The following is a 25,166-nucleotide window of genomic DNA, read 5'->3' as shown; positions in this document are numbered from 1 at the left end:
CGCAATGGAGCGAATGATGCAGTTCTCTAAGATGCATGGCCTTGGCAACGATTTTATGGTCGTCGACGCGGTAACGCAGAATGTCTTTTTCTCCCCGGAACTGATCCGCCGCCTGGCGGATCGGCATCTGGGCGTGGGGTTCGATCAGCTGCTGGTGGTTGAGCCGCCGTACGATCCTGACCTCGATTTCCACTACCGTATTTTTAACGCTGACGGCAGTGAAGTCTCCCAGTGCGGCAACGGTGCGCGCTGTTTTGCCCGCTTTGTCCGCCTGAAAGGGCTGACGAACAAGCGCGATATCCGCGTCAGTACCGCGAATGGTCGCATGGTGCTCAGCGTCACCGATGACGATCTGGTTCGCGTGAATATGGGCGAGCCGAACTTTGAACCTTCCGCCGTGCCGTTTCGCGCAAACAAAGCGGAAAAGACCTATATTATGCGTGCGGCCGAGCAGACAGTATTGTGTGGCGTCGTCTCGATGGGAAACCCGCACTGCGTGATTCAGGTTGATGATGTGGAGACCGCCGCCGTTGAAACCCTCGGCCCGGTGCTGGAAAGCCATGAACGCTTTCCGGAACGCGCGAACATTGGTTTTATGCAGGTGGTGAAGCGTGAACACATCCGTCTGCGGGTGTATGAACGCGGCGCGGGCGAAACCCAGGCCTGCGGAAGCGGTGCCTGCGCGGCAGTGGCCGTCGGCATCGCTCAGGGGTTACTGGCAGAAGAGGTTCGCGTGGAGTTACCAGGCGGTCGTCTTGATATCGCCTGGAAAGGACCGGGTCATCCGCTGTTTATGACTGGCCCGGCGGTACATGTCTATGACGGGTTTATCCATCTATGAAGCAACCAGGGGAAGAACTGCAGGAAACGGTGACGGAACTGGACGACAGTGCTGTTGTTGATTATCTGCTGAACAATCCCGCGTTTTTTATTCGCAATGCACGTCTTGTCGAACAGATGCGCGTGCCGCATCCGGTGCGCGGGACCGTGTCGCTGGTCGAATGGCACATGGCTCGCGCGCGCAACCACATCAATCAGCTTGAAGAGAACATGACGCTGCTCATGGAACAGGCGAACAATAACGAAAGCCTGTTCTATCGACTGCTGCATCTGCAGGCGCGTCTGGCCTCGGCCCACAGCCTTGACGAGTTTCTCAGCCGTTTCCACCGCTGGGCGCGAGAACTGGGGCTTGCAGGCGCAACCCTTCGTCTCTTCCCCGACCGCTGGCGCATTGGTGCACCGTCTGGTTTCACCCATCTGGCGCTGAGCCGTCAGGCGTTTGAGCCGCTACGTATTCAGCGCCTGGGTCATCAACATCACTATCTGGGGCCGCTGAACGGACCAGAATTGCTGGTGGTATTGCCAGAAGCCAAAGCGATTGGCTCGGTGGCCATGTCATTGATGGGGCGCGATGGCGACTTAGGCGTGATGTTATTTACCAGTCGCGACGCACATCACTATGAGCAGGGGCAAGGTACGCACCTGTTGCAGGAGATCGCCCTGATGCTGCCTGAGCTGCTGGAGCGCTGGATTGAGCGCGTATGACGGACGGACTTCTTGCCACTGACGTCGCGCGCTTTCTGCGCTACCTGGGAGTTGAACGTCAGCTTAGCCCCATAACGCTGCTGAACTATCAGCGTCAGCTTGATGCCATCATGCAGATTGCCGATGAAATCGGCCTGAAAAGCTGGCAACAATGTGACGCTGCGACGGTTCGTGGCGTCGTCGTGCGTAGCCGCAGGAAAGGGTTAGGCCCGGCGAGTCTGGCGCTCAGGCTCTCTGCCCTGCGCAGTTTCTTCGACTGGCTGGTGAGCCAGGGCAGCCTTAAAGCCAACCCGGCGAAAGGCATTGCCACGCCAAAAGCACCGCGTCATCTGCCTAAAAATATCGACGTCGATGATGTCAATCGCCTGCTGGATATCGATCTTAACGATCCGCTGGCGGTGCGTGACCGCGCGATGCTGGAGGTGATGTACGGTGCTGGACTGCGTCTGTCTGAACTGGTCAATCTCGATATAAAACATCTCGATCTGGACACCGGCGAAGTGTGGGTGATGGGCAAGGGCAGCAAAGAGCGCCGCCTGCCGATTGGTCGCAACGCTGTCGCCTGGATTGAGCACTGGCTTGACCTGCGCGGGCTGTTTGGCGCGGAAGAAGATGCGCTGTTCCTGTCGAAACTCGGCAAGCGGATCTCGGCGCGTAACGTGCAGAAGCGTTTTGCGGAGTGGGGCATTAAGCAGGGGCTGAACAGCCATGTTCACCCGCACAAGCTGCGCCACTCTTTTGCGACCCACATGCTTGAATCAAGCGGCGATCTGCGCGGCGTGCAGGAACTGCTCGGCCACGCGAATTTGTCCACCACCCAAATTTATACCCACTTAGACTTCCAGCACCTTGCCTCGGTGTATGACGCGGCGCATCCACGCGCCAAACGGGGGAAATAATGCGTTTTTACCGCCCACTGGGTCAGATTTCAGCCCTTACCTTTGACCTTGATGACACCCTTTATGATAACCGCCAGGTGATCCTGCGTACCGAGCAGGAGTCGCTGGCGTTTGTGCAGAACTATCACCCGGCGCTGAAGACGATGCAGAACAAGGACTTCCAGCAGCTGCGTCAGTCCCTGCGGGAGACCGAGCCGGACATTTACCATGACGTGACCGAATGGCGTCGACGTGCGGTTGAGCAGGCGATGCTGAATGTTGGCATGAGCGCGCGTGATGCGGCGATAGGGGCTGAAGCGTCCATGGAAAACTTCGCCAAATGGCGCAGCCGTATTGATGTGCCACAGGAAACCCACGATACGCTGGCCGCGCTGGCAGAGAAGTGGCCGCTGGTGGCGATTACCAATGGCAATGCCCAGCCTGAGCTGTTTGGTCTTGGCGATTATTTTGAGTTTGTGCTGCGCGCGGGCCCGCACGGGCGCTCGAAACCGTTTAACGATATGTATCACCTGGCGGCGGAAAAACTGAACCTGTCGCTCGGCGAAATGTTGCATGTGGGTGATGACCTGACCACGGACGTGGCCGGGGCGATCCGCTGCGGCATGCAGGCCTGCTGGATCAAGCCGGAAAACGCTGACCTGATGACAACGCCGGACAGCCGTCTTCTGCCGCACGTGGAAATTTCACGGTTGGCATCCCTCACGACGCTGATATAATCATCAATTGTTCTGTATAAATTAACAGGGTTTTGGCGAAGGAATCACATTCGCCTGCCTGACATTACGTGACGGTGCCAATGGACGTTTCTTACCTGCTCGACAGCCTTAATGACAAACAGCGTGACGCGGTTGCCGCTTCGCGCACCAACATGCTGGTGCTGGCTGGGGCGGGCAGTGGTAAGACACGCGTGCTGGTACACCGTATTGCGTGGCTGCAGAGCGTGGAAAACTGCTCGCCGTACTCCATTATGGCGGTGACGTTTACCAACAAGGCGGCGGCAGAGATGCGCCACCGAATCGCACAGCTGATGGGCACCAGCCAGGGCGGCATGTGGGTGGGGACTTTCCACGGGCTGGCGCATCGCCTGCTGCGGGCGCACCATATGGATGCTAACCTGCCGCAGGATTTCCAGATCCTCGACAGCGAAGATCAGCTGCGTCTGCTGAAGCGTCTTATCAAGGCGATGAATCTCGACGAGAAGCAGTGGCCGCCGCGTCAGGCAATGTGGTACATCAACGGCCAGAAAGACGAAGGGCTGCGTCCGCACCATATCCAGAGCTTCGGCAACCCGGTCGAGCAAACCTGGCAAAACGTTTATAAAGCCTACCAGGAGGCGTGCGATCGCGCTGGTCTGGTGGACTTTGCTGAGCTGCTGCTGCGTGCGCATGAGCTGTGGCTCAACAAACCGCATATCCTGCAGCACTATCGTGAACGCTTCACCAATATTCTGGTGGACGAATTCCAGGATACCAACAACATCCAGTATGCATGGATCCGCCTGCTGGCCGGTGATACCGGCAAGGTGATGATCGTCGGTGATGACGATCAGTCCATCTATGGCTGGCGTGGGGCGCAGGTGGAAAACATTCAGCGCTTCCTCAATGATTTCCCCGGTGCTCAGACCATCCGTCTGGAGCAGAACTACCGTTCGACCAGCAACATTCTGAGCGCCGCCAACGCCCTGATTGAGAACAACAACGGGCGTCTCGGTAAAAAGCTGTGGACCGATGGCGTTGACGGTGAACCGATCTCTATCTACTGCGCATTCAACGAACTTGATGAAGCGCGCTTTGTGGTGAACCGTATTAAAACCTGGCAGGACAACGGCGGCGCGCTGGAGCAGTGTGCCATTCTCTATCGCAGCAACGCCCAGTCGCGCGTGCTGGAAGAGGCGTTGCTGCAGGTGAGTATGCCGTACCGCATTTACGGCGGCATGCGCTTCTTTGAACGTCAGGAGATCAAAGACGCGCTCTCGTATCTGCGTCTGATCGCAAACCGTAATGACGATGCGGCGTTTGAGCGCGTGGTGAACACCCCAACTCGCGGCATCGGTGACCGTACACTGGACGTGGTGCGTCAGGCCTCCCGCGATCGCCAGCTGACACTCTGGCAGGCGTGCCGCGAGCTGTTGCAGGAGAAAGCGCTCGCCGGACGTGCAGCCAGCGCCTTACAACGCTTCCTGGAGCTGATTGATGCCCTGGCACAGGAAACGGCCGATATGCCTCTGCACGTACAGACCGACCGGGTGATTAAAGACTCCGGTCTGCGCACCATGTATGAGCAGGAGAAAGGCGAAAAGGGCCAGACCCGTATTGAGAACTTAGAGGAACTGGTGACGGCAACGCGCCAGTTCAGCTACAACGAAGAAGACGAAGATTTGATGCCGCTGCAGGCGTTCCTCTCCCACGCGGCGCTGGAAGCGGGCGAAGGGCAGGCAGACACCTGGCAGGATGCGGTTCAACTTATGACCCTGCACTCCGCCAAAGGTCTGGAGTTCCCGCAGGTGTTTATCGTCGGGATGGAAGAGGGGATGTTCCCGAGCCAGATGTCGCTGGATGAAGGTGGGCGTCTGGAGGAGGAGCGTCGTCTGGCCTATGTTGGCGTGACGCGCGCGATGCAAAAGCTGACGCTGACCTATGCCGAAACCCGACGCCTGTACGGTAAAGAGGTTTATCACCGTCCGTCGCGCTTTATCGGCGAACTGCCGGAAGAGTGCGTGGAAGAGGTGCGCCTGCGCGCCAGTATCAGCCGCCCGGTCAGCCATCAGCGTATGGGCTCGCCGATTGCTGAAACGGACACCGGCTACAAGCTGGGTCAGCGCGTGCGTCATGCTAAGTTTGGTGAAGGCACCATCGTCAATCTGGAAGGTAGCGGCGAGCACAGCCGCCTGCAGGTGGCGTTCCAGGGGCAAGGTATCAAATGGCTGGTGGCAGCCTACGCCAGGCTGGAAACTGTGTAACTTTCAGAAAAATATCATTATTTTGTAATAATCTGCTAGCCTTATACGTTGAAGGTCAATTAATGCCCTTCAGCGTTCCGTTGCGTGTTGACGCCACTATTACTGCTGGCGTAACATGCGCGCACGATTACGCTAAGAGGACATTCGCCTTGGACACACCCAGTAGATACTGGCTCAATTCCCTGTCATCCAGGAACAACTCCTAAGGCTATCTCCTCTTGCTGATGGCCTTAGTGGTTGTCAGCGACCTGCATTATTCCCGTCGCGCTGAGTCAGGCTGTTTAATGGTCTGAAACCCAATTTGTTTCTGTGTGCCCACCGAACTGTCCGATATTTTTTGCATTGGGAGTCCCGGTCATGTTGAGCGCATTTCAACTCGAAAATAACCGACTGACTCGGCTTGAAGCCGAAGAGTCACAGCCCCTCATTGATGCCGTATGGGTGGATCTGGTCGAGCCGGACGACGATGAGCGCCTTCGCGTACAATCTGAGCTGGGGCAAAGCCTGGCAACCCGCCCGGAACTGGAAGACATCGAAGCATCTGCTCGTTTTTTTGAAGATGAAGACGGTCTGCATATTCACTCCTTCTTTTTCTTTGAAGACGCCGACGATCACGCAGGTAACTCCACCGTGGCGTTTACCATTCGTGACGGTCGCCTGTTTACCCTGCGCGAGCGTGAGCTGCCCGCGTTTCGTCTCTACCGCATGCGCGCCCGTAGCCAGGCGATGGTCGACGGTAATGCCTACGAACTGCTGCTGGACCTGTTTGAAACCAAAATCGAACAGCTGGCGGATGAAATTGAAAACATCTACAGCGACCTGGAAAAGCTGAGCCGCGTCATCATGGAAGGTCATCAGGGCGATGAATACGACGAAGCGCTCTCGACGCTGGCAGAGCTCGAAGATATCGGCTGGAAGGTGCGTTTGTGTCTGATGGATACCCAGCGCGCGCTGAACTTCCTGGTGCGTAAGGCGCGTCTGCCGGGCGGTCAGCTGGAGCAGGCGCGTGAGATCCTGCGCGATATCGAATCCCTGCTGCCGCACAATGAATCGTTGTTCCAGAAGGTCAACTTCCTGATGCAGGCAGCGATGGGCTTTATCAATATCGAGCAGAACCGCATCATCAAGATCTTCTCGGTGGTCTCGGTGGTCTTCCTGCCACCGACGCTGGTGGCCTCGAGCTACGGGATGAACTTTGAGTTTATGCCGGAGCTTAAGTGGAGCTTTGGCTACCCTGGCGCGATTATCTTTATGATCCTCGCCGGGCTGGCGCCGTACCTCTACTTCAAGCGCCGTAACTGGCTGTAAACATCAGGCGGGTGGCATTGTGCCTGCCCGCCTCATTACCGCTTACAATCCTTTGCGCGTTCTGCGCTGGGTATAAAGGGCGTCTGCAACAAAAATCGCCAGCGCCACCCAGATAAAGGCAAACGTCACCATCTTATCTGCGCCCGGTACTTCGCCGTAAAACACCACTGCCAGCAGGAACATCAGCGTCGGACCGATGTACTGAAAGAAGCCCAGCGTGGAGAGACGCAGGCGCGTTGCGGCACCGGTGAAGCACAGCAGAGGAATGGTGGTTACCACACCGGCCGCCATCAGCATCAGATTCAACGACAACGGGTTACTGCCCATATGGCTGGTTGCGCTGTCGGCAATACCAAACAGGTAAATCGCCGCGACCGGCAATAGCCACAGGGTTTCAAACAGCATCCCGGTCTGCGCTTCAACGGCTATTTTCTTCCGGACCAGCCCGTAAAACGCAAAGCTGAACGCCAGGCCCAGAGCGATCACGGGCAGCGAACCGAAGGTCCACAGTTGAACCAGCACGCCGCAAAAAGCGAGGATGACCGCCAGCCACTGCATGCGACGGAAGCGCTCGCCCAGGAAAATCATGCCCAGAACAATGTTGACCAGGGGATTAATAAAATAGCCCAGGCTCGCTTCGAGCATGTGATGGTTATTGACTGCCCAGATAAAGAGCAGCCAGTTGCCGCCTATCAGCACGGCTGAGAGGGCCAGCAGGAACACCTTTTTCGGCGTTTTCAGCAGCGTTTTGACGCCAGACCACTGACGGCTAACGCTCATCAGCGCGATCATAAAGAAAAACGACCAAATCACACGGTGTGTGAGGATCTCGTCAGCGGGTACGTAAGCGATAAACTTGAAGTACGCCGGTGCGATACCCCAAATAAAATAAGCGGCAAGGGCGAGTAGTACGCCCTGCCGCGTTTGTTTAGCATCCATCGGGATAATCCGTTACAAAAAAGTGAATTAATTTTACCCGATTTTAGGGTTTCAACCCACCATATAAGTGGCAGTTGCGCTGGCGATATAGACCTGCTCTTCGTTATGCAATTCAACGCGGGCGACGGCGACCTTATTCCCCGCGCGCAGCAGGCTGCTGGTGGCGGTAAAACGGTTTCCGCGCCCGGGACGCAGGTAATCGACGCGTAAATCGATGGTGCCCATACGCGACAAACGCTGGCGCAATTCGTCTTCATTGATGGTGTCATGGCGCGTCAGCGTACTGCCCACACAGACCAGGCCCGCCGCCACATCCAGCGCTGAGGCAATCACCCCGCCATGCAAAATACTCTGCGCCCAGTTGCCTACCATCATCGGCTGGTTGTTGAAGCTTAGCTGGGCAAACGCTTTCTCGTAGCGCTCGAGTTCCAGACCCAGTGCACGGTTAAACGGCATATGGTAAACAAAAATCTCGCCCACGAGTTTTAACGCTTCTTCGGCGGTAAGCATGGCTGACATGAGGCATCACATCCTTATTGTTAATAAAATGTTGATTTTATGCTTCAGCAATAAGGAATTCCACTTTCAGAAACGAGGATGCAGCAGTTGTCGCAGAAGTATGTAGAATATCCGCCACATAACAATTCAACTAATTAACTCTTTGCAGGAGAACACCACCGATGCGGACGTATCTGGCCTGGTTACTGGCGGCGGTTGCGCTGCCCCTCACAGCATATGCCCAGGAAGCGACGATTAAAGAAGTTCACGATCAACCTGCCGTGCAGGGCAGCATTATCGCGAACCTTCTTCAGGAACATGATAATCCGTTCACGCTGTATCCGTATGACACCAACTACGTGATATACACGCAGACCAGCGATCTCAACAAAGAGGCGATAAGCTCCTATAACTGGTCCGATAATGCGCGTAAAGACGAAGTGAAGTTCCAGTTAAGTCTCGCGTTCCCGTTCTGGCGCGGCATTCTGGGACCGAATTCGGTGCTCGGCGCCTCTTACACGCAGAAATCCTGGTGGCAGCTTTCCAACAGTGGCGAATCTTCACCGTTCCGTGAAACCAACTATGAGCCGCAGCTGTTCCTCGGTTTTGCGACCGATTATGAATTCGCGGGCTGGACGCTGCGTGACATTGAGGTGGGCTTTAACCACGATTCAAACGGACGCTCCGACCCTACCTCGCGCAGCTGGAACCGTGCCTATACGCGACTGATGGCGCAAAACGGCAACTGGATGGCGGAAGTGAAGCCGTGGTTTGTGGTGGGCGATACCGACGACAACCCGGATATCACCAAATATATGGGTTACTATCAGCTCAAAATCGGCTATCAGTTGGGTGACGCGGTGCTGAGCGCCAAAGGCCAGTACAACTGGAACACCGGTTACGGTGGCGCGGAACTGGGCCTCAGTTATCCGGTGAGCAAGCACGTTCGCCTCTATACTCAGGTTTACAGCGGTTACGGCGAGTCGCTTATCGATTACAACTTCAACCAGACCCGTGTAGGTGTGGGCGTGATGCTGAACGATATTTTCTAGGCAGCTCGAATGTTTTTTCGTTAAACGTTGAAGTTTCTCTCTCAGGCGCTGAAAATAGCGCCTGTTTTATTTCTGGCAAATGGGGTTAACGTGGCGCAGGCGGAAGTATTGAATCAGGAATCGCTGGCTAAACAGGTTTTGCATGAAACCTTTGGCTACCAGCAGTTCCGCCCTGGCCAGGAAACCATCATTGAAACCGTGCTGGAAGGCCGCGATTGTCTGGTGGTCATGCCTACCGGCGGCGGTAAATCCCTCTGCTATCAGGTGCCCGCGCTGGTGCTCAACGGCCTGACGGTCGTGGTATCGCCTCTTATTTCCCTGATGAAAGATCAGGTCGATCAGCTCCTTGCCAACGGCGTGGCGGCGGCCTGTCTTAACTCCAGCCAGACCCGCGAGCAGCAGCAAGAGGTCATGGCCGGTTGCCGTACCGGGCAGGTTCGCCTGCTGTATATCGCGCCGGAACGTCTGATGCTGGATAACTTCCTCGATCATCTGTCGCACTGGAATCCGGTCCTGCTGGCGGTGGATGAAGCCCACTGTATCTCCCAGTGGGGACATGATTTCCGCCCGGAATATGCGGCGCTCGGCCAGCTCCGTCAGCGTTTTCCCGAACTGCCGTTTATGGCGCTCACCGCGACGGCAGATGACACCACGCGTCAGGATATCGTCCGGCTGCTGGGGCTGAACGATCCGCTGATTCAGGTCAGCAGCTTCGACCGCCCGAACATCCGCTACATGCTGATGGAAAAATTCAAGCCGCTGGATCAGCTTCTGCGCTACGTGCAGGAGCAGCGCGGGAAGTCCGGCATCATCTACTGCAACAGCCGCGCGAAGGTGGAAGACACGGCCGCGCGCCTGCAGAACCGTGGTTTTAGCGCCGCCGCCTACCATGCCGGGCTGGAAAACGCGGTTCGCGCCGATGTGCAGGAGAAATTCCAGCGCGATGATCTGCAGATTGTGGTGGCGACGGTGGCGTTCGGAATGGGGATCAACAAGCCGAACGTGCGCTTCGTCGTACACTTCGACATTCCGCGCAATATCGAATCGTACTACCAGGAAACCGGCCGCGCCGGGCGTGATGGGCTGCCTGCCGAAGCCATGCTGTTTTACGATCCGGCCGACATGGCGTGGCTGCGCCGTTGTCTGGAAGAGAAACCGCAGGGCCAACTGCAGGATATCGAACGCCACAAGCTCAACGCGATGGGCGCGTTTGCCGAAGCGCAAACCTGCCGCCGTCTGGTGCTGCTCAACTACTTTGGCGAGGGGCGTCAGGAGCCGTGCGGCAACTGCGATATCTGTCTTGACCCACCAAAGCAATACGATGGCCTGATGGATGCGCGCAAAGCGCTCTCGACCATCTATCGTGTGAACCAGCGCTTCGGCATGGGCTACGTGGTGGAAGTGTTGCGTGGGGCGAATAACCAGCGTATCCGCGACATGGGACACGATAAGCTGCCCGTCTACGGTATCGGCAAAGACCAGAGTCACGAGCACTGGGTGAGCATCATCCGTCAGCTGATTCACCTGGGCTTTGCCACGCAAAACATTGCCCAACACTCCGCGCTTCAGCTTACCGAAGCGGCACGTCCGGTGCTGCGCGGGGATATCGAACTGAAGCTCGCGGTTCCGCGCGTTGTCGCCCTGAAGCCGCGGGTGATGCAAAAATCGTACGGCGGCAATTACGACCGCAAGCTGTTTGCCAAACTGCGCAAGCTGCGTAAAGCCATTGCTGATGAAGAGAACATTCCGCCCTACGTGGTCTTCAATGACGCGACGCTTATCGAGATGGCAGAGCAGACGCCGCTCAGCGCCAGCGAAATGCTCAGCGTCAACGGTGTTGGCACGCGCAAGCTGGAGCGTTTTGGCAAAGAGTTTATGGCGCTTATCCGCGCTCATGTCGACGGTGACGATGAGGAGTAGTCAGCCAGCCTAAAAAATGTCAGGATGGTGACTCACTTAATTATTTCCCTGCGAGTTAATTATGTTAATGCTATTTCTTACCGTGGCGTTAGTGCACATCGTTGCGCTCATGAGCCCGGGCCCTGACTTTTTCTTCGTGTCCCAAACCGCCGTCAGCCGCTCCCGCAAAGAAGCGATGATGGGGGTGCTGGGTATCACCATGGGCGTTATGGTCTGGGCGGCCGTTGCGCTGCTTGGTCTGAACCTGATTCTGGCGAAGATGGCCTGGTTGCACAACATCATCATGGTTGGCGGGGGGCTTTATCTTTGCTGGATGGGCTACCAGATGCTGCGCGGGGCGTTGAAGAAAGAAGAGAAAAAGCCGGAAGAGCCGAAAGTTGAGCTGGCAACGGGCGGCCGGAGTTTTATTAAAGGGCTGCTCACCAACCTGGCGAACCCAAAAGCGATTATCTATTTCGGCTCCGTGTTCTCCCTGTTTGTGGGTGACAACGTGGGGGCGGGTGCGCGTTGGGGCATTTTCCTGCTGATCGTGGTGGAAACTTTTGCGTGGTTTACCGTGGTTGCCAGCCTGTTTGCCTTACCGGCGATGCGCCGCGGTTACCAGCGTATTGCGAAGTGGATTGACGGCTTCGCCGGCGCGTTGTTCGCCGGCTTTGGCATTCATCTCATCATTTCTCGCTAAGCATGACGCGCTGACGCAAGCAGCGCGCCTACCAGCATAAACAGCGAACCAAAGATTTTGTTCAGGGCCTTCATCTGCTTAGGCCCTTTAATCCATACCGCAATCCGCTGCGCCAGCGTCGCGTAACCAATCATCACGATGATATCGACAACAATGGTGGTCGCACCCAGCACCACGTACTGCATGACCTGTGGCTGATGCGGGACGATAAACTGCGGGAACAGCGCGGCGAGGAAAACAATACTTTTCGGGTTGGTCAGGTTCACAAACACCGCGCGTTTAAACAGGCGTCCGCGTGTTTGCGTCTGGGCGAGCGTATTAAGATCAATTGAGCCTGCCGCACGCCACTGCTGAATACCGAGCCAAATCAGGTACGCGGCACCGGCCCATTTCAGCACGTCAAAGGCCAGTACCGAGCGGGAGAACAGCGTACCCAGACCAATGCCCACCAGCACGATATGAATGCCCAGACCGGTCTGCAAACCAGCAATGGACGCCGCGGCACCGCGATAGCCGTGGTTGATGGAGGTGGTCATGGTGTTAATGGCGCCTGAACCTGGGGAAAGGCTAAGGATGATGGATGTCAGCAGATAAGCGAACCACCACTCGAAGGTCATTTGAAACTCCCGAATTGTCTGTTTTTATGCCACAATACGCTATTGTTACGTCATTTTGTGACCGGTGACGAAAAAACGATATTCCTTGGCTTACGGGGGTGGAAACCCGATGTTTCAGCAGAAAAAGGACTGGGAAACACGAGAAAACGCATTTGCTGCTTTCTCTATGGGGCCGCTGACCGATTTCTGGCGTCAGCGTGAGGAAGATGAGTTTACGGGTGTTGGCGATGTTCCGGTACGCTTTGTGCGTTTCCATGATGAGAAAAACGATCGGGTGATCGTGGTCTGTCCGGGACGTATCGAGAGCTACATCAAATACGCTGAACTGGCCTATGACCTGTTCCATCTGGGCTTCGATGTGTTAATTATCGACCATCGCGGGCAGGGGCTTTCTGGCCGCTTATTGTCGGACACGCATCGCGGTCATGTGGATAACTTCAGCGATTACGTCGACGATCTTGCCGCCTTCTGGCAGCAGGAAGTTCAGCCGGGCCCGTGGCGTAAGCGCTATATTCTGGCGCACTCCATGGGTGGGGCGATTTCGACGCTGTTTTTACAGCGCTATGACCACCAGTGTGATGCCATTGCGCTCACCGCGCCGATGTATGGCATCGTCATGCGTTTTCCGGACTGGATGGTGCGCCATATTCTCGACTGGGCTGAGGGCCATCAGCGCATTCGTGAAGGGTATGCCATCGGGACAGGGCGCTGGCGCGCGCTGCCATTTGCCCTCAACGTATTGACCCATAGCCGGCAGCGTTATCGCCGTAACCTGCGTTTTTATGCCGATGAACCGCGCCTGCGCGTCGGTGGCCCGACATATCACTGGGTGCGGGAAGGGATCCTTGCCGGTGAACAGGTGCTTGCTGGTGTTGGTAAAGATGATACGCCGACACTTCTGATTCAGGCTGAAGAAGAGCGTGTGGTGGATAACCGCATGCATGACCGCTTTTGTGAACTCCGCGCTGCCGCCGGTCACCCTTGCGAAGGGGGTAAACCGCTGGTCATCAACGGCGCGTACCATGAGATCCTTTTTGAAAAGGACGCTATGCGCTCAGTCGCGCTCAACGCCATTGTTGAATTTTTCGACAGGCATAATTGATTGTTGTTTTACCACCAGAGGTTGAAATCCCTATGTACCAGGTTGTTGCATCTGATTTAGATGGCACGCTGCTTTCGCCCGACCATACCCTGTCGCCTTACGCGAAAGAGACCTTAAAGCTTCTGACCGCCCGCGGGGTGAACTTTGTGTTTGCCACCGGCCGCCACCACGTGGACGTGGGGCAGATCCGCGATAATCTTGAGATCAAATCGTACATGATCACCTCCAACGGTGCGCGCGTGCACGATACCGATGGCAACCTGATCTTTACGCATAACCTGGATCGCGACATTGCCGCCGATCTGTTCGGCGTAGTGCATAACAACCCGGACATTATCACTAACGTTTATCGCGATGACGACTGGTTCATGAATCGCCATCGCCCGGATGAAATGCGTTTCTTCAAGGAAGCGGTATTTAACTATTCCCTGTACGAGCCAGGCCTGCTGGAGCCGGAAGGGATCAGCAAGGTGTTCTTTACCTGCGAAAGCCACGAAGCGTTGCTGCCGCTGGAACAGGCGATTAATGCGCGTTGGGGTGACCGCGTCAACGTGAGTTTCTCGACCCTGACCTGTCTGGAAGTTATGGCGGGGGGTGTTTCCAAAGGGCACGCGCTGGAAGCCGTGGCGAAACGTCTTGGCTTCGAACTGAAAGACTGTATCGCCTTCGGTGATGGCATGAACGACGCCGAGATGCTCTCTATGGCGGGCAAAGGCTGCATTATGCAGAATGCACACCAGCGTCTGAAAGACCTGCACCCGGAACTGGAAGTGATTGGGTCTAACGCTGACAACGCGGTACCAAAATACCTTCGCAAACTGTTCCTTGAATAATCTTCATTTGATTGTTTATTGCTCAGTTGTCAACTAAAGAGTTCGCTACAATGCCTGTCCTTCTTTCTGAGAGACAAGCATTGTGGCGCTACTCATTATTACCACTATCCTGTGGGCCTTCTCTTTTAGCCTGATTGGCGAGTACCTCGCCGGGCACGTCGACAGCTACTTCTCAGTGCTGATGCGCGTGGGGCTGGCGGCGCTGGTATTCCTGCCCTTCCTGCGTACACGCGGGCAATCGCTGAAGACTATTTTGCTGTACATGCTGGTGGGGGCGATGCAGCTCGGCATCATGTACCTGTTCAGCTTCCGGGCTTACGTCTACCTGTCTGTCTCTGAATTTCTGCTTTTCACCGTGCTTACGCCGCTCTATATCACGCTGATTTACGATTTGCTCAGCAAACGTCGTTTGCGCTGGGGATATCTGTTGAGCGCGGCGCTGGCGGTGATCGGGGCGGCGATTATTCGCTACGACAAAGTGAGCGACCACTTCTGGACCGGGCTGATGTTCGTGCAGTTGGCGAACCTCAGTTTTGCCATCGGTATGGTCGGGTACAAGCGCCTGATGGAAACCCGCCCGATGCCACAGCATAACGCGTTCGCCTGGTTCTATATGGGGGCGGCTATCGTCGCGGTGGCGGCATGGTTTATGCTCGGCAACCCGCAAAAGCTCCCGACGACAACCCTGCAGTGGGGCGTTCTGGTCTGGCTGGGCGTGGTGGCATCGGGGCTGGGTTACTTCATGTGGAACTACGGCGCTACGCAGGTAGACGCCGGTACGCTGGGGATCATGAACAACGTGCATGTGCCTGCAGGGCTGCTGGTGAACCTTGCCATCTGGCAGCAGCAGCCTCACTGGCCGAGCTTCCTTATTGGGGGAGCAGTGATTCTGGCTTCGCTGTGGGTCCATCGCCGTTGGGTCGCTCCGCGCTCCGCACAAACGGAAGATGGTCGCACGCGTGGTTCCGCGCAGAGCGAATAAACGCTTCCGTAATCGGCTGACGCTGCTCGCCATCGCGCACGGCGGCGTACAGCCGGCTCCATAGTCCCTCACCCAGGGTTTTAGTGACAACCAGACCCTGGCGTTCAAAACTCTCCACAACCCAGTGTGGTAGCGCCGCGATGCCCATTCTGGCAGCAACCATCTGAATTAACAGCAGGGTGTTATCCACGCTTTTGAGCTGCGGGCTAATGCCGGCCGGCTGCAGGAAGTGACGCCAGATATCCAGCCGACTGCGCTGTACCGGGTAAATCAGCAGCGTTTCACTGGCTAAATCTTCCGGGGTGATACGCGTTTTACTGGCCAGCGGATGATCCGGAGCCAGCACCAGACGTACCTCATAATCAAACATTGGTGAATAGTGCAGGCCGCTGCGGGGCAGAATGTCTGAGGTCATCACCAGATCCAGTTCGCCCTGCTGGAGCGACGGCTGCGGGTCGAACGTCACGCCGGATTTGAAATCCATCTCCACCTGCGGCCACCTCTGGCGGAAGTTCTCAAGCGCGGGTGTCAGCCATTGAATACAGCTGTGACACTCAATGGCGATACGCAGTCTGGTTTGCTGCGGCTCGTTACAGGACTGCAGCGCGCTGGCTATTTGCGGCAGCACCTGATTAGCCAGCTGCAGCAGGATCTCGCCCTGAGGCGTAAAGCGTAGCGGCTGGCTCTTACGCACAAAAAGACGAAAGCCGAGGCGTTGTTCCAGATCGCTGAACTGGTGAGAAAGGGCGGACTGGGTCTGGTGCAGCGTGGCTGCCGCCGCCGCGAGAGAACCGCAATTTCGCAACGCTTGTAGCGTTTTCAGGTGTTTAATCTCGATCATGAAAGTCCTTCACTTCGCCATGAACATTTTGCGCTTGAGGAATATACAGTAACTGCCAATTATGGATGTGTAAACATCTGGATGGCTAAATACGAAAAATTCACAGGGGACACACCATGACAATTCGCAATCACACTCTCGGTTTTCCTCGCGTTGGCCTTCGCCGCGAGCTGAAAAAAGCGCAGGAAAGTTACTGGGCAGGTACCTCTGGCCGTGAAGAATTGCTGGCAGTGGGCCGCGAACTGCGTGCGCGCCACTGGGAACAGCAAAAGCAGGCGGGCATTGACCTGCTGCCCGTGGGCGATTTCGCCTGGTACGACCATGTTCTGACCACCAGCCTGCTGCTTGGCAACGTGCCGGCTCGTCATCAGAACAAAGATGGATCGGTAGATATCGACACCCTGTTCCGCATTGGCCGTGGCCGTGCGCCAACAGGAGAGCCTGCGGCAGCGGCGGAAATGACCAAGTGGTTCAACACCAACTATCACTATATGGTGCCGGAATTTGTGAAAGGCCAGCAGTTCAAACTGAGCTGGACCCAGTTGCTCGACGAAGTCGATGAAGCGCTGGCGCTGGGCCACCAGGTGAAACCGGTACTGCTGGGGCCGGTAACGTATTTGTGGCTGGGTAAAGTGAAAGGCGAGCAGTTTGACCGTCTCAGCCTGCTGAACGATATTCTGCCGGTCTACAAACAGGTGCTGATTGAACTGGGTAAACGCGGAATTCAGTGGGTGCAAATCGATGAGCCTGCGCTGGTGCTGGAGCTGCCGCAGGCGTGGCTGAAAGCGTTTAAACCCGCTTACGATGCCCTTACTGGTCAGGTGAAGCTATTGCTGACCACCTATTTTGAAGGCGTGACGCCGAACCTGAGTACCATTACTGCGCTGCCGGTGCAGGGTCTTCATGTTGACCTGGTCCACGGCAAAGATGACGTGGCCGAACTGCACAAACGTCTGCCTGAAGAGTGGTTGCTTTCGGCCGGACTGGTGAATGGCCGTAACGTCTGGCGCGCCGATCTGAGCGAGAAATATGCACAGATTAAAGATATCGTCGGCAAACGTGAGCTGTGGGTGGCCTCCTCCTGCTCTCTGCTGCACAGCCCAATCGATCTCAGTGTGGAAACCCGCCTTGATCCCGAGGTGAAGAGCTGGTTTGCCTTTGCGCTGCAAAAATGTGAAGAGCTGGCGCTGCTGCGTGATGCGTTAAATAGCGGTGACACCACGGCCATTACCGACTGGAGCGCCCCCATTCAGGCGCGTCGTCATTCGGCACGCGTCCACAACCCGGCGGTCGAAAAACGTCTGGCGGCCATTACCGCGCAGGACAGCCAGCGTCAGAGCCCCTATGAGGTGCGTGCCGAAGCCCAGCGTGCCCGCTTCAACCTGCCAGCTTGGCCAACCACCACCATCGGCTCCTTCCCGCAGACGACGGAGATCCGCGGCCTGCGTCTGGATTTCAAAAAAGGCAACCTCGATGCGAATCACTACCGCACCGGCATCGCTGAGCACATCAGACAGGCGATTGTTGAGCAGGAACGTTTAGGTCTGGACGTGCTGGTACACGGTGAAGCCGAGCGTAACGACATGGTGGAATACTTCGGCGAACATCTGGACGGTTTCGTCTTTACGCAGAACGGTTGGGTGCAGAGCTATGGTTCCCGCTGTGTGAAGCCACCGGTGGTGATTGGTGACGTCAGCCGCCCGCAAGCGATCACCGTAGAGTGGGCAAAATTCGCCCAGTCCCTGACCGACAAACCGTTGAAAGGGATGCTGACCGGCCCGGTGACGATCCTCTGCTGGTCCTTCCCGCGTGAAGATGTGACCCGTGAAACCATCGCCAAACAGATTGCGCTGGCGCTGCGTGATGAAGTGGCCGATCTGGAAGCGGCGGGTATCGGCATCATCCAGATTGATGAACCGGCGCTACGCGAAGGTTTGCCGCTGCGTCGCAGTGACTGGGATGCTTATCTGAAGTGGGGTGTGGAGGCTTTCCGCCTCAACGCCGCGGTCGCGAAAGATGACACGCAGATCCACACCCACATGTGTTACTGCGAATTTAACGACATTATGGATTCGATTGCCGCGCTGGATGCCGACGTGATCACCATCGAAACGTCGCGTTCAGACATGGAACTGCTGGAGTCCTTCGAAGCGTTCGAGTATCCAAACGAAATTGGGCCGGGTGTCTACGACATCCACTCCCCGAACGTACCGAGCGTGGAGTGGATTGAGAGCCTGCTGAAAAAAGCCGCCCAGCGGATCCCGGCTGAGCGCCTGTGGGTCAACCCGGACTGCGGACTGAAAACCCGCGGCTGGCCGGAGACCCGCGCGGCACTCGCGAACATGGTCAGGGCGGCGCAGAATTTGCGTCAGGCCTGATAAATCCGAAGCCCGGCAAGGCGTAGCCGCGACCGGGCTTTTGTTTACGCTTTTTTCCCGCCGTACTGGCTGAACCATGCCAGCATCCGCTGCCAGCCATCTTTAGCCGATTCCGCGTGATAGCTCGGACGATAGTCGGCATTAAAGGCGTGGCCGGCATCCGGGTAAACGATGATTTCAGCTTTTGCATTGGCTGCGCGGAGCGCATGGCGCATGGTCTCTACCGTATCAAGCGGGATCCCGGTGTCCTGGCCGCCATAAAGCCCTAAAACTGGGGCATTTAACTCGGTGGCGATATCAACGGGATGCTTCGGCGAGTTCAGCGTTTTCTCCCCCACCAGTTTGCCGTACCAGGCAACGGCGGCTTTAAGCTGCGGGTTATGTGCGGCATACAGCCAGCTGATACGTCCTCCCCAGCAGAAACCCGTCACCATCAGACGATGTGCGTCGCCGCCATTGCGCGCAGCCCAACTGGCCACGTGGTCCAGATCGGCCAGTACCTGTGCATCCGGCACTTTGCTGACCAGGTTGCTGAACAGCGTCGGTATATCGCTGTAGTCGTTCGGATCGCCCTGACGGAAATAGAGCTCTGGCGCAACGGCCAGATAACCTTCCAGCGCCAGACGGCGGCAAAGGTCGCGAATATGTTCGTGAACGCCGAAAATTTCCTGAACCACAATCACGATGGGCAGCGGGCCGTCGGCCGATTTTGGCCGCGCGTGGTAAGCAGGCATATTCTCCCCCTGCGAGGGGATGGAGGTCTCACCTGCCGTAATGGCCTCTTCAGGTGTTGAGACGATGGTTGATGCATGAGGGGCCGCTGCAGGTGCAAAACCGGTTTTTTCAGTCATGGCATTCTCCGTACCAATGAGTTAGCGCAAAGGTAAATATAGTCACCAGGTTAACAATTCACAGTGCCTTAAACGGTCTATCTTTTGTGCAGCACCTGACGATATAACTTGTTAATGTGATGTGAATCACTATTTCATGGAAATTTACTGCAATCATTTTCATTCATGGTGAGATGTGTCACGTAATTCTGCTTACTGCTTCTGTAAAGTACCTTTTTACTTCTTCTGACTAACCGACCCACAGAGGAGTCACCTATGTCTAAGTCTGATGTTTTTCATCTCGGCCTCACTAAAAACGATTTACAAGGGGCTACGCTGGCTATCGTCCCGGGCGATCCTGAGCGTGTGGAAAAGATCGCCGCGCTGATGGATAAGCCGGTTAAGCTTGCTGCCCATCGTGAATTCACCACCTGGCGCGCTGAGCTGGATGGCAAAGCGGTGATCGTCTGTTCTACCGGTATCGGTGGCCCGTCCACCTCAATTGCTGTTGAAGAGCTGGCGCAGCTGGGCATTCGTACTTTCCTGCGTATCGGGACTACCGGTGCCATTCAGCCGCATATCAACGTTGGCGACGTGCTGGTGACAACCGCTTCCGTGCGTCTGGACGGCGCGAGTCTGCACTTTGCCCCTATGGAATTCCCGGCGGTGGCGGATTTCGAATGCACCACCGCACTGGTTGAAGCCGCGAAATCCGTTGGCGCAACCACCCACGTAGGCGTGACCGCCTCATCTGATACCTTCTACCCAGGCCAGGAGCGTTATGACACCTTCTCCGGCCGCGTGGTAAGCCGTTTCAAAGGTTCTATGGAAGAGTGGCAGTCTATGGGCGTAATGAACTACGAAATGGAATCTGCAACCTTGCTGACCATGTGCGCAAGCCAGGGTCTGCGTGCCGGTATGGTGGCGGGCGTTATCGTCAACCGTACCCAGCAGGAGATCCCGAACGCGGAAACCATGAAGCAGACCGAAAGTCATGCGGTGAAAATCGTGGTTGAAGCAGCGCGTCGCCTGATCTAATCCCTTCTTATACGAAAAAAGGCCGACCCGTTCGGCCTTTTTTTTGCGTAGCGCCTCGCAGGAAAACCCTTTCAAACTGGACGTTTATACAGCACAATTCTATTTTGTGCAGGTAATACGTTGATGCAGGGGGCATTGTGGATATCTCAATCCTGATTTATGCAGTGATTGCGCTGGTGGGCGTGGGGGCAGGCTGGCTGATTTCCAGCTACCAGCACGCGCAACAAAAGGCCGATCAGCTGGCCGAGCGCGAAGAGATAGTCGCCGATTTAAGCGCGGCAAAACAGCAGGTTGCGCTGAGCGAACACTGGCGTGACGAATGCGAACTGCTCAACAACGAGCTGCGCAATCTTCGCGATATCAACACCTCGCTGGAGGCCGATCTCCGCGAAGTGACTACCCGCCTCGAATCCACCCAGCTGCATGCGGAAGATAAAATCCGCCAGATGATGAACAGCGAGCAACGCCTCAGCGAGCAGTTCGAGAACCTCGCGAACCGCATTTTTGAACACAGCAACCGCCGCGTAGACGAACAAAACCGCCAAAGCCTGAATAGCCTGCTAACGCCCCTGCGTGAACAGCTGGACGGCTTTCGTCGTCAGGTACAGGACAGCTTTGGGCAGGAGGCTCGCGAGCGGCACACGCTGGCGCATGAAATTCGCAATCTTCAGCAGCTGAATGCGCAAATGGCGCAGGAAGCGGTCAACCTGACCCGTGCGCTGAAGGGCGATAACAAAACCCAGGGCAACTGGGGGGAAGTGGTGCTGACCCGCGTGCTGGAGGCCTCTGGCCTGCGGGAAGGGTATGAATACGAAACGCAGGTGAGTATCGAGAACGATGCCCGCTCGCGTATGCAGCCTGATGTGATTGTGCGGCTCCCGCAGGGCAAAGATGTGGTGATAGACGCCAAAATGACGCTGGTGGCTTATGAGCGCTATTTCAATGCGGAAGATGACTACACCCGCGAGTCGGCGTTGCAGGAGCACATCGCCTCCGTGCGTAACCACATTCGTCTGCTGGGCAGAAAAGACTACCAGCAGTTACCCGGCCTGCGCTCGCTGGATTACGTCCTGATGTTTATTCCGGTTGAACCCGCGTTCTTGCTGGCGCTCGACAGACAGCCTGAACTGATTACCGAAGCCCTAAAAAATAACATTATGCTGGTGAGCCCCACCACGCTGCTGGTGGCATTGCGCACCATTGCCAACCTGTGGCGCTATGAACATCAGAGCCGCAATGCGCAGCAGATTGCCGATCGCGCCAGCAAGCTTTACGACAAAATGCGCCTCTTTGTGGATGATATGTCCTCGGTCGGGCAAAGCCTTGACCGCGCCCAGGATAACTATCGCCAGGCGATGAAAAAACTCTCTTCCGGGCGTGGCAACTTACTGGCGCAGGCCGAAGCGTTTCGTTCCCTGGGTGTGGAGGTGAAGCGCGAGATTAATCCGGAATTAGTTGAGCAGGCCACCGCCCAGGATGAAGAGTTTCGCCTGCGCGAAGGCGCTGGCGAACAAAAGACAAACAGTGAAGACAATACGTTAGCGACAGATTTAACGTCAGACGAGCGTCCGGCACGTTTCTTTCGCGAAGGTTGAAACGTAGGGCAAACGCGCCCAATCTGTTACACTTCACGAACATTTTACTGATAAGCAGGCTCTGAGATGGTTGACGATTCACAAGACACGACGCACTTTGGCTTTCAGACTGTCGCCAAAGCGCAGAAAGCTGATATGGTGGCCCACGTATTTCATTCCGTGGCGGCGAAGTACGATGTGATGAATGACTTGATGTCGTTCGGCATTCATCGCTTGTGGAAGCGCTTCACCATCGACTGTAGCGGTGTGCGTCGTGGACAAACGGTACTGGATTTAGCCGGCGGTACAGGCGATTTGACAGCAAAATTCTCCCGTCTGGTGGGCGAAACCGGTCGCGTTGTTCTGGCAGATATTAACGACTCAATGCTCAAAATGGGACGTGAGAAGCTGCGTAACATCGGCGTGGTAGGTAATGTCGAGTATGTGCAGGCGAACGCCGAAGCGCTGCCTTTCCCGGATAATACCTTTGACTGCATCACTATCTCCTTCGGCCTGCGTAACGTCACCGATAAAGAAAAAGCGCTGCGCTCCATGTACCGCGTGTTAAAGCCGGGTGGACGCCTGCTGGTGCTCGAATTCTCCAAACCGATTCTTGAGCCGTTAAGCAAAGCTTACGACGCATACTCATTCCATGTGCTGCCGCGCATTGGTGAGCTGGTGGCAAACGACGCGGAAAGCTATCGGTACCTGGCGGAATCTATCCGTATGCACCCGGATCAGGACACTTTAAAGGCCATGATGCAGGATGCGGAATTCGAGAACGTTGAGTATTTCAACATGACGGCAGGTGTCGTCGCGCTGCATCGCGGTTATAAGTTCTGAGTGGAGGTTTCCCGTGCCCTTTAAACCCTTAGTCACCGCAGGCATCGAGAATGTCCTGAATGCCTTTCTTTACCGCGCACCGGCGCTAAAAGCCGCACGTCAGCGGCTTAACGGCAAGGTGCTGCGTGTTGTTCTGAAAGAGTTCTCGACGCCGCTTGTGCTGGTTTTCAGTGAACGCCAGCTTGACGTTCTGGGTGAGTGGGAAGGTGAAGCCGACTGCTCCGTGATTACGCACATGAGCGTGCTGCCAAAATTACGTGACCGTCAGCAGCTTACGGCGCTTATCCGCAGCGGTGAGCTGGAAGTGGAAGGCGACATTCAGGTCGTACAGAATTTCGTTGCGCTCAGCGATCTGGCCGAGTTTGACCCGGCAGAGCTGCTTGCGCCTTTCATTGGCGACATTGCTGCCGAAGGGATCGGTAAAGCCATTCATGGCGGTACGGCTTTTCTTCGCAAGAGTCTGCAACGACAGCAACGCTATGCGGCGGAAGTGCTGACTGAAGAGTGGCGTATGGCCCCTGGCGCGCTTGAAGTTGCATGGTTTGCGGAAGAGACCGCAGCGGTTGAACGCGCGGTGGATGCCTTAACCAAACGGCTGGAAAAACTGGAGGGCAAATGACGCCTGGTGAAATTCGGCGCCTCTATTTTATCGTCCACACCTTTTTGAGTTACGGGCTCGACGAGCTTATCCCCAAAATGCGTATCACGCTGCTGCTTCGCATCTGGCGGCGGATGTTGTTCTGGATGCCTAATCGTCATAAAGATCAGCCGCTGGGTGAACGTCTTCGCCTGGCGCTCCAGGAGCTGGGCCCGGTATGGATTAAGTTCGGGCAAATGCTCTCGACTCGCCGCGATCTTTTCCCGCCGCAGATTGCCGATGAACTGGCACTGCTGCAGGACCGCGTTGCACCGTTTGACGGTGTGAGAGCGAAAAAACAGATCGAAGAGGCGATGGGCAATATTCCTGTCGAGACCTGGTTTGACGATTTCGAAATAGAACCTCTTGCTTCAGCCTCTATCGCCCAGGTGCATACAGCCCGTCTGAAAGAGAACGGCAAAGAGGTGGTTATCAAAGTGATCCGCCCGGACATCCTGCCTGTAATCCGAGCGGACATGAAGCTTATCTATCGGCTTGCACGCTGGGTTCCGCGCCTGCTCCCCGACGGACGCCGTTTGCGCCCAATGGAAGTTGTGCGGGAGTATGAAAAAACGCTGATTGATGAATTAAACCTGCTGCGTGAATCGGCAAATGCCATCCAGCTGCGCCGGAACTTTGAAAACAGCCCGATGCTCTATGTGCCGGAAGTGTATTCGGACTACTGCAGCCAGAACATGATGGTAATGGAGCGGATTTACGGTATTCCGGTCTCGGATGTGGCAGCCCTGGAAAAGCAGGGAACCAACATGAAGCTGCTGGCCGAGCGTGGTGTACAGGTCTTCTTTACCCAGGTATTCCGCGACAGCTTTTTCCACGCGGACATGCACCCGGGGAATATCTTCGTCAGTTACGAGCACCCGGAAGACCCGAAATATATCGGTATTGACTGCGGTATTGTGGGCTCGCTGAACAAAGAAGATAAGCGCTATCTCGCTGAGAACTTCATTGCCTTCTTTAACCGTGATTACCGCAAGGTGGCCGAGCTGCACGTTGATTCTGGCTGGGTTCCGCCGGACACCAACGTCGAAGAATTTGAGTTTGCTATCCGTACCGTCTGCGAGCCAATTTTTGAAAAGCCGCTGGCAGAAATTTCCTTCGGACACGTATTGCTGAACCTGTTTAACACGGCACGCCGCTTCAACATGGAAGTGCAGCCACAGTTAGTTTTACTTCAGAAAACATTACTTTACGTTGAAGGTGTAGGTCGACAGCTCTATCCTCAGTTAGACTTATGGAAGACTGCGAAACCTTTCCTTGAATCCTGGATTAAGGATCAGGTGGGCATTCCGGCGCTGGTGCGCTCTATTAAAGAGAAAGGCCCGTTCTGGATAGAAAAAATGCCTGATATTCCTGAACTGATTTACGACAGTTTGCGTCAGAGCAAGAACCTTCAGCACAGCATGGATAAAATCGCCCGCGAGCTTCAGTCCAGCCGTGTTCGACAGGGGCAGTCGCGCTATCTCTTTGGCATTGGAGCAACGCTGCTGCTGAGTGGTACGCTGTTGCTGATTACTCGCCCTGACTGGCAGATGATGCCCGCCTGGCTGATGGCTGGCGGTGTTGTGGTCTGGCTCGCCGGCTGGAGAAAAACGCGCTGATTTTGCGTCGCTATCGACGGGTCGCCTACGTATAATGCGACCTGACTCATTAATCATCTATCCCTGAGGT

The 25,166-nt window shown here is 55.9% G+C and carries 24 protein-coding genes; 19 read left to right on the top strand and 5 right to left on the bottom strand.

Features of this window, described 5'->3' with window-relative positions; genetic code table 11:
- Window positions 1–16 precede the first annotated feature (16 nt).
- The 7 genes from dapF to corA all read left to right on the top strand — a co-directional run bounded on the left by dapF (window position 17) and on the right by corA (window position 6,711).
- Entirely contained in the window at window positions 17–841 is an 825-nt protein-coding gene (gene dapF / locus F8561_RS01085) for a diaminopimelate epimerase (RefSeq protein WP_020882883.1), read from the top strand.
- Window positions 838–1,545, top strand: coding sequence for a DUF484 domain-containing protein (locus F8561_RS01080; protein WP_014172135.1), 708 nt, complete (start codon window positions 838–840; stop codon window positions 1,543–1,545). The genes dapF and F8561_RS01080 overlap by 4 nt, the downstream gene beginning before the upstream one ends.
- Entirely contained in the window at window positions 1,542–2,444 is a 903-nt protein-coding gene (xerC, locus tag F8561_RS01075; protein WP_014172134.1) for a tyrosine recombinase XerC, read from the top strand. Before F8561_RS01080 ends, xerC begins: the two co-directional genes overlap by 4 nt.
- On the top strand, window positions 2,444–3,160 hold the full coding sequence (gene yigB, locus F8561_RS01070) for a 5-amino-6-(5-phospho-D-ribitylamino)uracil phosphatase YigB (protein ID WP_151887061.1): 717 nt from the start codon (window positions 2,444–2,446) through the stop codon (window positions 3,158–3,160). The genes xerC and yigB overlap by 1 nt, the downstream gene beginning before the upstream one ends.
- 80 nt (window positions 3,161–3,240) lie before the next feature.
- Window positions 3,241–5,403: a DNA helicase II gene (uvrD, locus tag F8561_RS01065; RefSeq protein ID WP_020882882.1), complete on the top strand. Its 2,163-nt coding sequence runs from the start codon at window positions 3,241–3,243 to the stop codon at window positions 5,401–5,403.
- Window positions 5,404–5,552: 149 nt separating this feature from the next.
- Window positions 5,553–5,609, top strand: coding sequence for a YsgD/CorL family protein (gene ysgD, locus F8561_RS24290; protein WP_212743980.1), 57 nt, complete (start codon window positions 5,553–5,555; stop codon window positions 5,607–5,609).
- Window positions 5,610–5,760: 151 nt separating this feature from the next.
- Window positions 5,761–6,711 carry a magnesium/cobalt transporter CorA gene (gene corA, locus F8561_RS01060; protein ID WP_020882881.1) on the top strand — a complete coding sequence of 317 codons (951 nt, stop codon included), beginning with the start codon at window positions 5,761–5,763 and terminating at the stop codon, window positions 6,709–6,711.
- A 42-nt stretch (window positions 6,712–6,753) separates the two neighbouring features.
- Here the strand turns inward: corA and rarD are convergent, their stop codons facing one another.
- Together rarD and yigI are read right to left on the bottom strand one after the other, a co-directional pair.
- Window positions 6,754–7,650 carry an EamA family transporter RarD gene (gene rarD, locus F8561_RS01055; RefSeq protein ID WP_014172130.1) on the bottom strand — a complete coding sequence of 299 codons (897 nt, stop codon included), beginning with the start codon at window positions 7,648–7,650 and terminating at the stop codon, window positions 6,754–6,756.
- A gap of 51 nt (window positions 7,651–7,701) precedes the next feature.
- Window positions 7,702–8,169: an acyl-CoA thioesterase YigI gene (gene yigI / locus F8561_RS01050; RefSeq protein ID WP_014172129.1), complete on the bottom strand. Its 468-nt coding sequence runs from the start codon at window positions 8,167–8,169 to the stop codon at window positions 7,702–7,704.
- A 161-nt stretch (window positions 8,170–8,330) separates the two neighbouring features.
- On the opposite strand from yigI, the gene pldA reads away from it, so the two are divergent.
- The 3 genes from pldA (at window position 8,331) to rhtC (ending at window position 11,802) form a co-directional block, all read left to right on the top strand.
- Window positions 8,331–9,200, top strand: coding sequence for a phospholipase A (pldA, locus tag F8561_RS01045; protein ID WP_020882880.1), 870 nt, complete (start codon window positions 8,331–8,333; stop codon window positions 9,198–9,200).
- Between the two features lie 90 nt (window positions 9,201–9,290).
- Window positions 9,291–11,120 (top strand): ATP-dependent DNA helicase RecQ, encoded by a 1,830-nt coding sequence (gene recQ, locus F8561_RS01040; RefSeq protein ID WP_025202782.1) that lies wholly within the window; start codon window positions 9,291–9,293, stop codon window positions 11,118–11,120.
- A 61-nt stretch (window positions 11,121–11,181) separates the two neighbouring features.
- On the top strand, window positions 11,182–11,802 hold the full coding sequence (gene rhtC / locus F8561_RS01035; protein ID WP_014172126.1) for a threonine export protein RhtC: 621 nt from the start codon (window positions 11,182–11,184) through the stop codon (window positions 11,800–11,802).
- Here the strand turns inward: rhtC and rhtB are convergent.
- Entirely contained in the window at window positions 11,799–12,419 is a 621-nt protein-coding gene (rhtB, locus tag F8561_RS01030) for a homoserine/homoserine lactone efflux protein (protein ID WP_014172125.1), read from the bottom strand. The two genes, rhtC and rhtB, sit on opposite strands and share 4 nt — an antisense overlap.
- A 109-nt stretch (window positions 12,420–12,528) precedes the next feature.
- On the opposite strand from rhtB, the gene pldB reads away from it, so the two are divergent.
- The 3 genes from pldB (at window position 12,529) to F8561_RS01015 (ending at window position 15,336) form a co-directional block, all read left to right on the top strand.
- Window positions 12,529–13,521: a lysophospholipase L2 gene (gene pldB / locus F8561_RS01025; RefSeq protein ID WP_020882879.1), complete on the top strand. Its 993-nt coding sequence runs from the start codon at window positions 12,529–12,531 to the stop codon at window positions 13,519–13,521.
- A 32-nt stretch (window positions 13,522–13,553) separates the two neighbouring features.
- The gene (gene yigL / locus F8561_RS01020; RefSeq protein WP_020882878.1) at window positions 13,554–14,354 is read left to right on the top strand and encodes a sugar/pyridoxal phosphate phosphatase YigL; all 801 of its coding nucleotides are present in this window, start codon (window positions 13,554–13,556) and stop codon (window positions 14,352–14,354) included.
- A gap of 82 nt (window positions 14,355–14,436) precedes the next feature.
- Window positions 14,437–15,336 carry a carboxylate/amino acid/amine transporter gene (locus F8561_RS01015; RefSeq protein WP_014172122.1) on the top strand — a complete coding sequence of 300 codons (900 nt, stop codon included), beginning with the start codon at window positions 14,437–14,439 and terminating at the stop codon, window positions 15,334–15,336.
- Here the strand turns inward: F8561_RS01015 and metR are convergent.
- The gene (gene metR, locus F8561_RS01010; protein ID WP_014172120.1) at window positions 15,224–16,177 is read right to left on the bottom strand and encodes an HTH-type transcriptional regulator MetR; all 954 of its coding nucleotides are present in this window, start codon (window positions 16,175–16,177) and stop codon (window positions 15,224–15,226) included. The genes F8561_RS01015 and metR overlap by 113 nt on opposite strands.
- A 116-nt stretch (window positions 16,178–16,293) precedes the next feature.
- Between metR and metE the strand changes: the two genes are divergently transcribed.
- Window positions 16,294–18,555 carry a 5-methyltetrahydropteroyltriglutamate--homocysteine S-methyltransferase gene (gene metE, locus F8561_RS01005; protein ID WP_151887060.1) on the top strand — a complete coding sequence of 754 codons (2,262 nt, stop codon included), beginning with the start codon at window positions 16,294–16,296 and terminating at the stop codon, window positions 18,553–18,555.
- 44 nt (window positions 18,556–18,599) lie between these two features.
- Here metE and F8561_RS01000 read toward each other — a convergent pair whose 3' ends face one another.
- Window positions 18,600–19,406, bottom strand: a complete 807-nt coding sequence (locus F8561_RS01000) for a dienelactone hydrolase family protein (protein WP_014172118.1) — start codon at window positions 19,404–19,406, stop codon at window positions 18,600–18,602.
- Window positions 19,407–19,661: 255 nt separating this feature from the next.
- Between F8561_RS01000 and udp the strand changes: the two genes are divergently transcribed.
- The 5 genes from udp (at window position 19,662) to ubiB (ending at window position 25,096) form a co-directional block, all read left to right on the top strand.
- On the top strand, window positions 19,662–20,423 hold the full coding sequence (udp, locus tag F8561_RS00995; RefSeq protein ID WP_003860792.1) for a uridine phosphorylase: 762 nt from the start codon (window positions 19,662–19,664) through the stop codon (window positions 20,421–20,423).
- A gap of 137 nt (window positions 20,424–20,560) precedes the next feature.
- Window positions 20,561–22,018, top strand: a complete 1,458-nt coding sequence (rmuC, locus tag F8561_RS00990) for a DNA recombination protein RmuC (protein ID WP_014172116.1) — start codon at window positions 20,561–20,563, stop codon at window positions 22,016–22,018.
- Window positions 22,019–22,084: 66 nt separating this feature from the next.
- Window positions 22,085–22,840 (top strand): bifunctional demethylmenaquinone methyltransferase/2-methoxy-6-polyprenyl-1,4-benzoquinol methylase UbiE, encoded by a 756-nt coding sequence (gene ubiE, locus F8561_RS00985; RefSeq protein WP_014172115.1) that lies wholly within the window; start codon window positions 22,085–22,087, stop codon window positions 22,838–22,840.
- Between the two features lie 13 nt (window positions 22,841–22,853).
- On the top strand, window positions 22,854–23,459 hold the full coding sequence (ubiJ, locus tag F8561_RS00980; protein ID WP_032680095.1) for a ubiquinone biosynthesis protein UbiJ: 606 nt from the start codon (window positions 22,854–22,856) through the stop codon (window positions 23,457–23,459).
- On the top strand, window positions 23,456–25,096 hold the full coding sequence (gene ubiB, locus F8561_RS00975) for a ubiquinone biosynthesis regulatory protein kinase UbiB (RefSeq protein ID WP_014172113.1): 1,641 nt from the start codon (window positions 23,456–23,458) through the stop codon (window positions 25,094–25,096). The genes ubiJ and ubiB overlap by 4 nt, the downstream gene beginning before the upstream one ends.
- Window positions 25,097–25,166: the final 70 nt, after the last annotated feature.

This window comes from Enterobacter sp. 198 (genome assembly GCF_009025585.1).
Taxonomy (GTDB): domain Bacteria; phylum Pseudomonadota; class Gammaproteobacteria; order Enterobacterales; family Enterobacteriaceae; genus Enterobacter; species Enterobacter ludwigii.
This window is presented reverse-complemented; position numbering and strand designations above follow the sequence as displayed.

Coding starts and splice junctions, on each gene's coding strand:
- rhtC (WP_014172126.1), top strand. CDS start 11,182: ATGTTAATGCTATTTCTTACCGTGGCGTTAGTGCACATCGTTGCGCTC.
- uvrD (WP_020882882.1), top strand. CDS start 3,241: ATGGACGTTTCTTACCTGCTCGACAGCCTTAATGACAAACAGCGTGAC.
- F8561_RS01080 (WP_014172135.1), top strand. CDS start 838: ATGAAGCAACCAGGGGAAGAACTGCAGGAAACGGTGACGGAACTGGAC.
- yigI (WP_014172129.1), bottom strand. CDS start 8,169: ATGTCAGCCATGCTTACCGCCGAAGAAGCGTTAAAACTCGTGGGCGAG.
- pldB (WP_020882879.1), top strand. CDS start 12,529: ATGTTTCAGCAGAAAAAGGACTGGGAAACACGAGAAAACGCATTTGCT.
- yigB (WP_151887061.1), top strand. CDS start 2,444: ATGCGTTTTTACCGCCCACTGGGTCAGATTTCAGCCCTTACCTTTGAC.
- metE (WP_151887060.1), top strand. CDS start 16,294: ATGACAATTCGCAATCACACTCTCGGTTTTCCTCGCGTTGGCCTTCGC.
- yigL (WP_020882878.1), top strand. CDS start 13,554: ATGTACCAGGTTGTTGCATCTGATTTAGATGGCACGCTGCTTTCGCCC.
- pldA (WP_020882880.1), top strand. CDS start 8,331: ATGCGGACGTATCTGGCCTGGTTACTGGCGGCGGTTGCGCTGCCCCTC.
- xerC (WP_014172134.1), top strand. CDS start 1,542: ATGACGGACGGACTTCTTGCCACTGACGTCGCGCGCTTTCTGCGCTAC.
- corA (WP_020882881.1), top strand. CDS start 5,761: ATGTTGAGCGCATTTCAACTCGAAAATAACCGACTGACTCGGCTTGAA.
- rarD (WP_014172130.1), bottom strand. CDS start 7,650: ATGGATGCTAAACAAACGCGGCAGGGCGTACTACTCGCCCTTGCCGCT.
- metR (WP_014172120.1), bottom strand. CDS start 16,177: ATGATCGAGATTAAACACCTGAAAACGCTACAAGCGTTGCGAAATTGC.
- ubiB (WP_014172113.1), top strand. CDS start 23,456: ATGACGCCTGGTGAAATTCGGCGCCTCTATTTTATCGTCCACACCTTT.
- udp (WP_003860792.1), top strand. CDS start 19,662: ATGTCTAAGTCTGATGTTTTTCATCTCGGCCTCACTAAAAACGATTTA.
- F8561_RS01000 (WP_014172118.1), bottom strand. CDS start 19,406: ATGACTGAAAAAACCGGTTTTGCACCTGCAGCGGCCCCTCATGCATCA.
- dapF (WP_020882883.1), top strand. CDS start 17: ATGCAGTTCTCTAAGATGCATGGCCTTGGCAACGATTTTATGGTCGTC.
- ubiE (WP_014172115.1), top strand. CDS start 22,085: ATGGTTGACGATTCACAAGACACGACGCACTTTGGCTTTCAGACTGTC.
- rhtB (WP_014172125.1), bottom strand. CDS start 12,419: ATGACCTTCGAGTGGTGGTTCGCTTATCTGCTGACATCCATCATCCTT.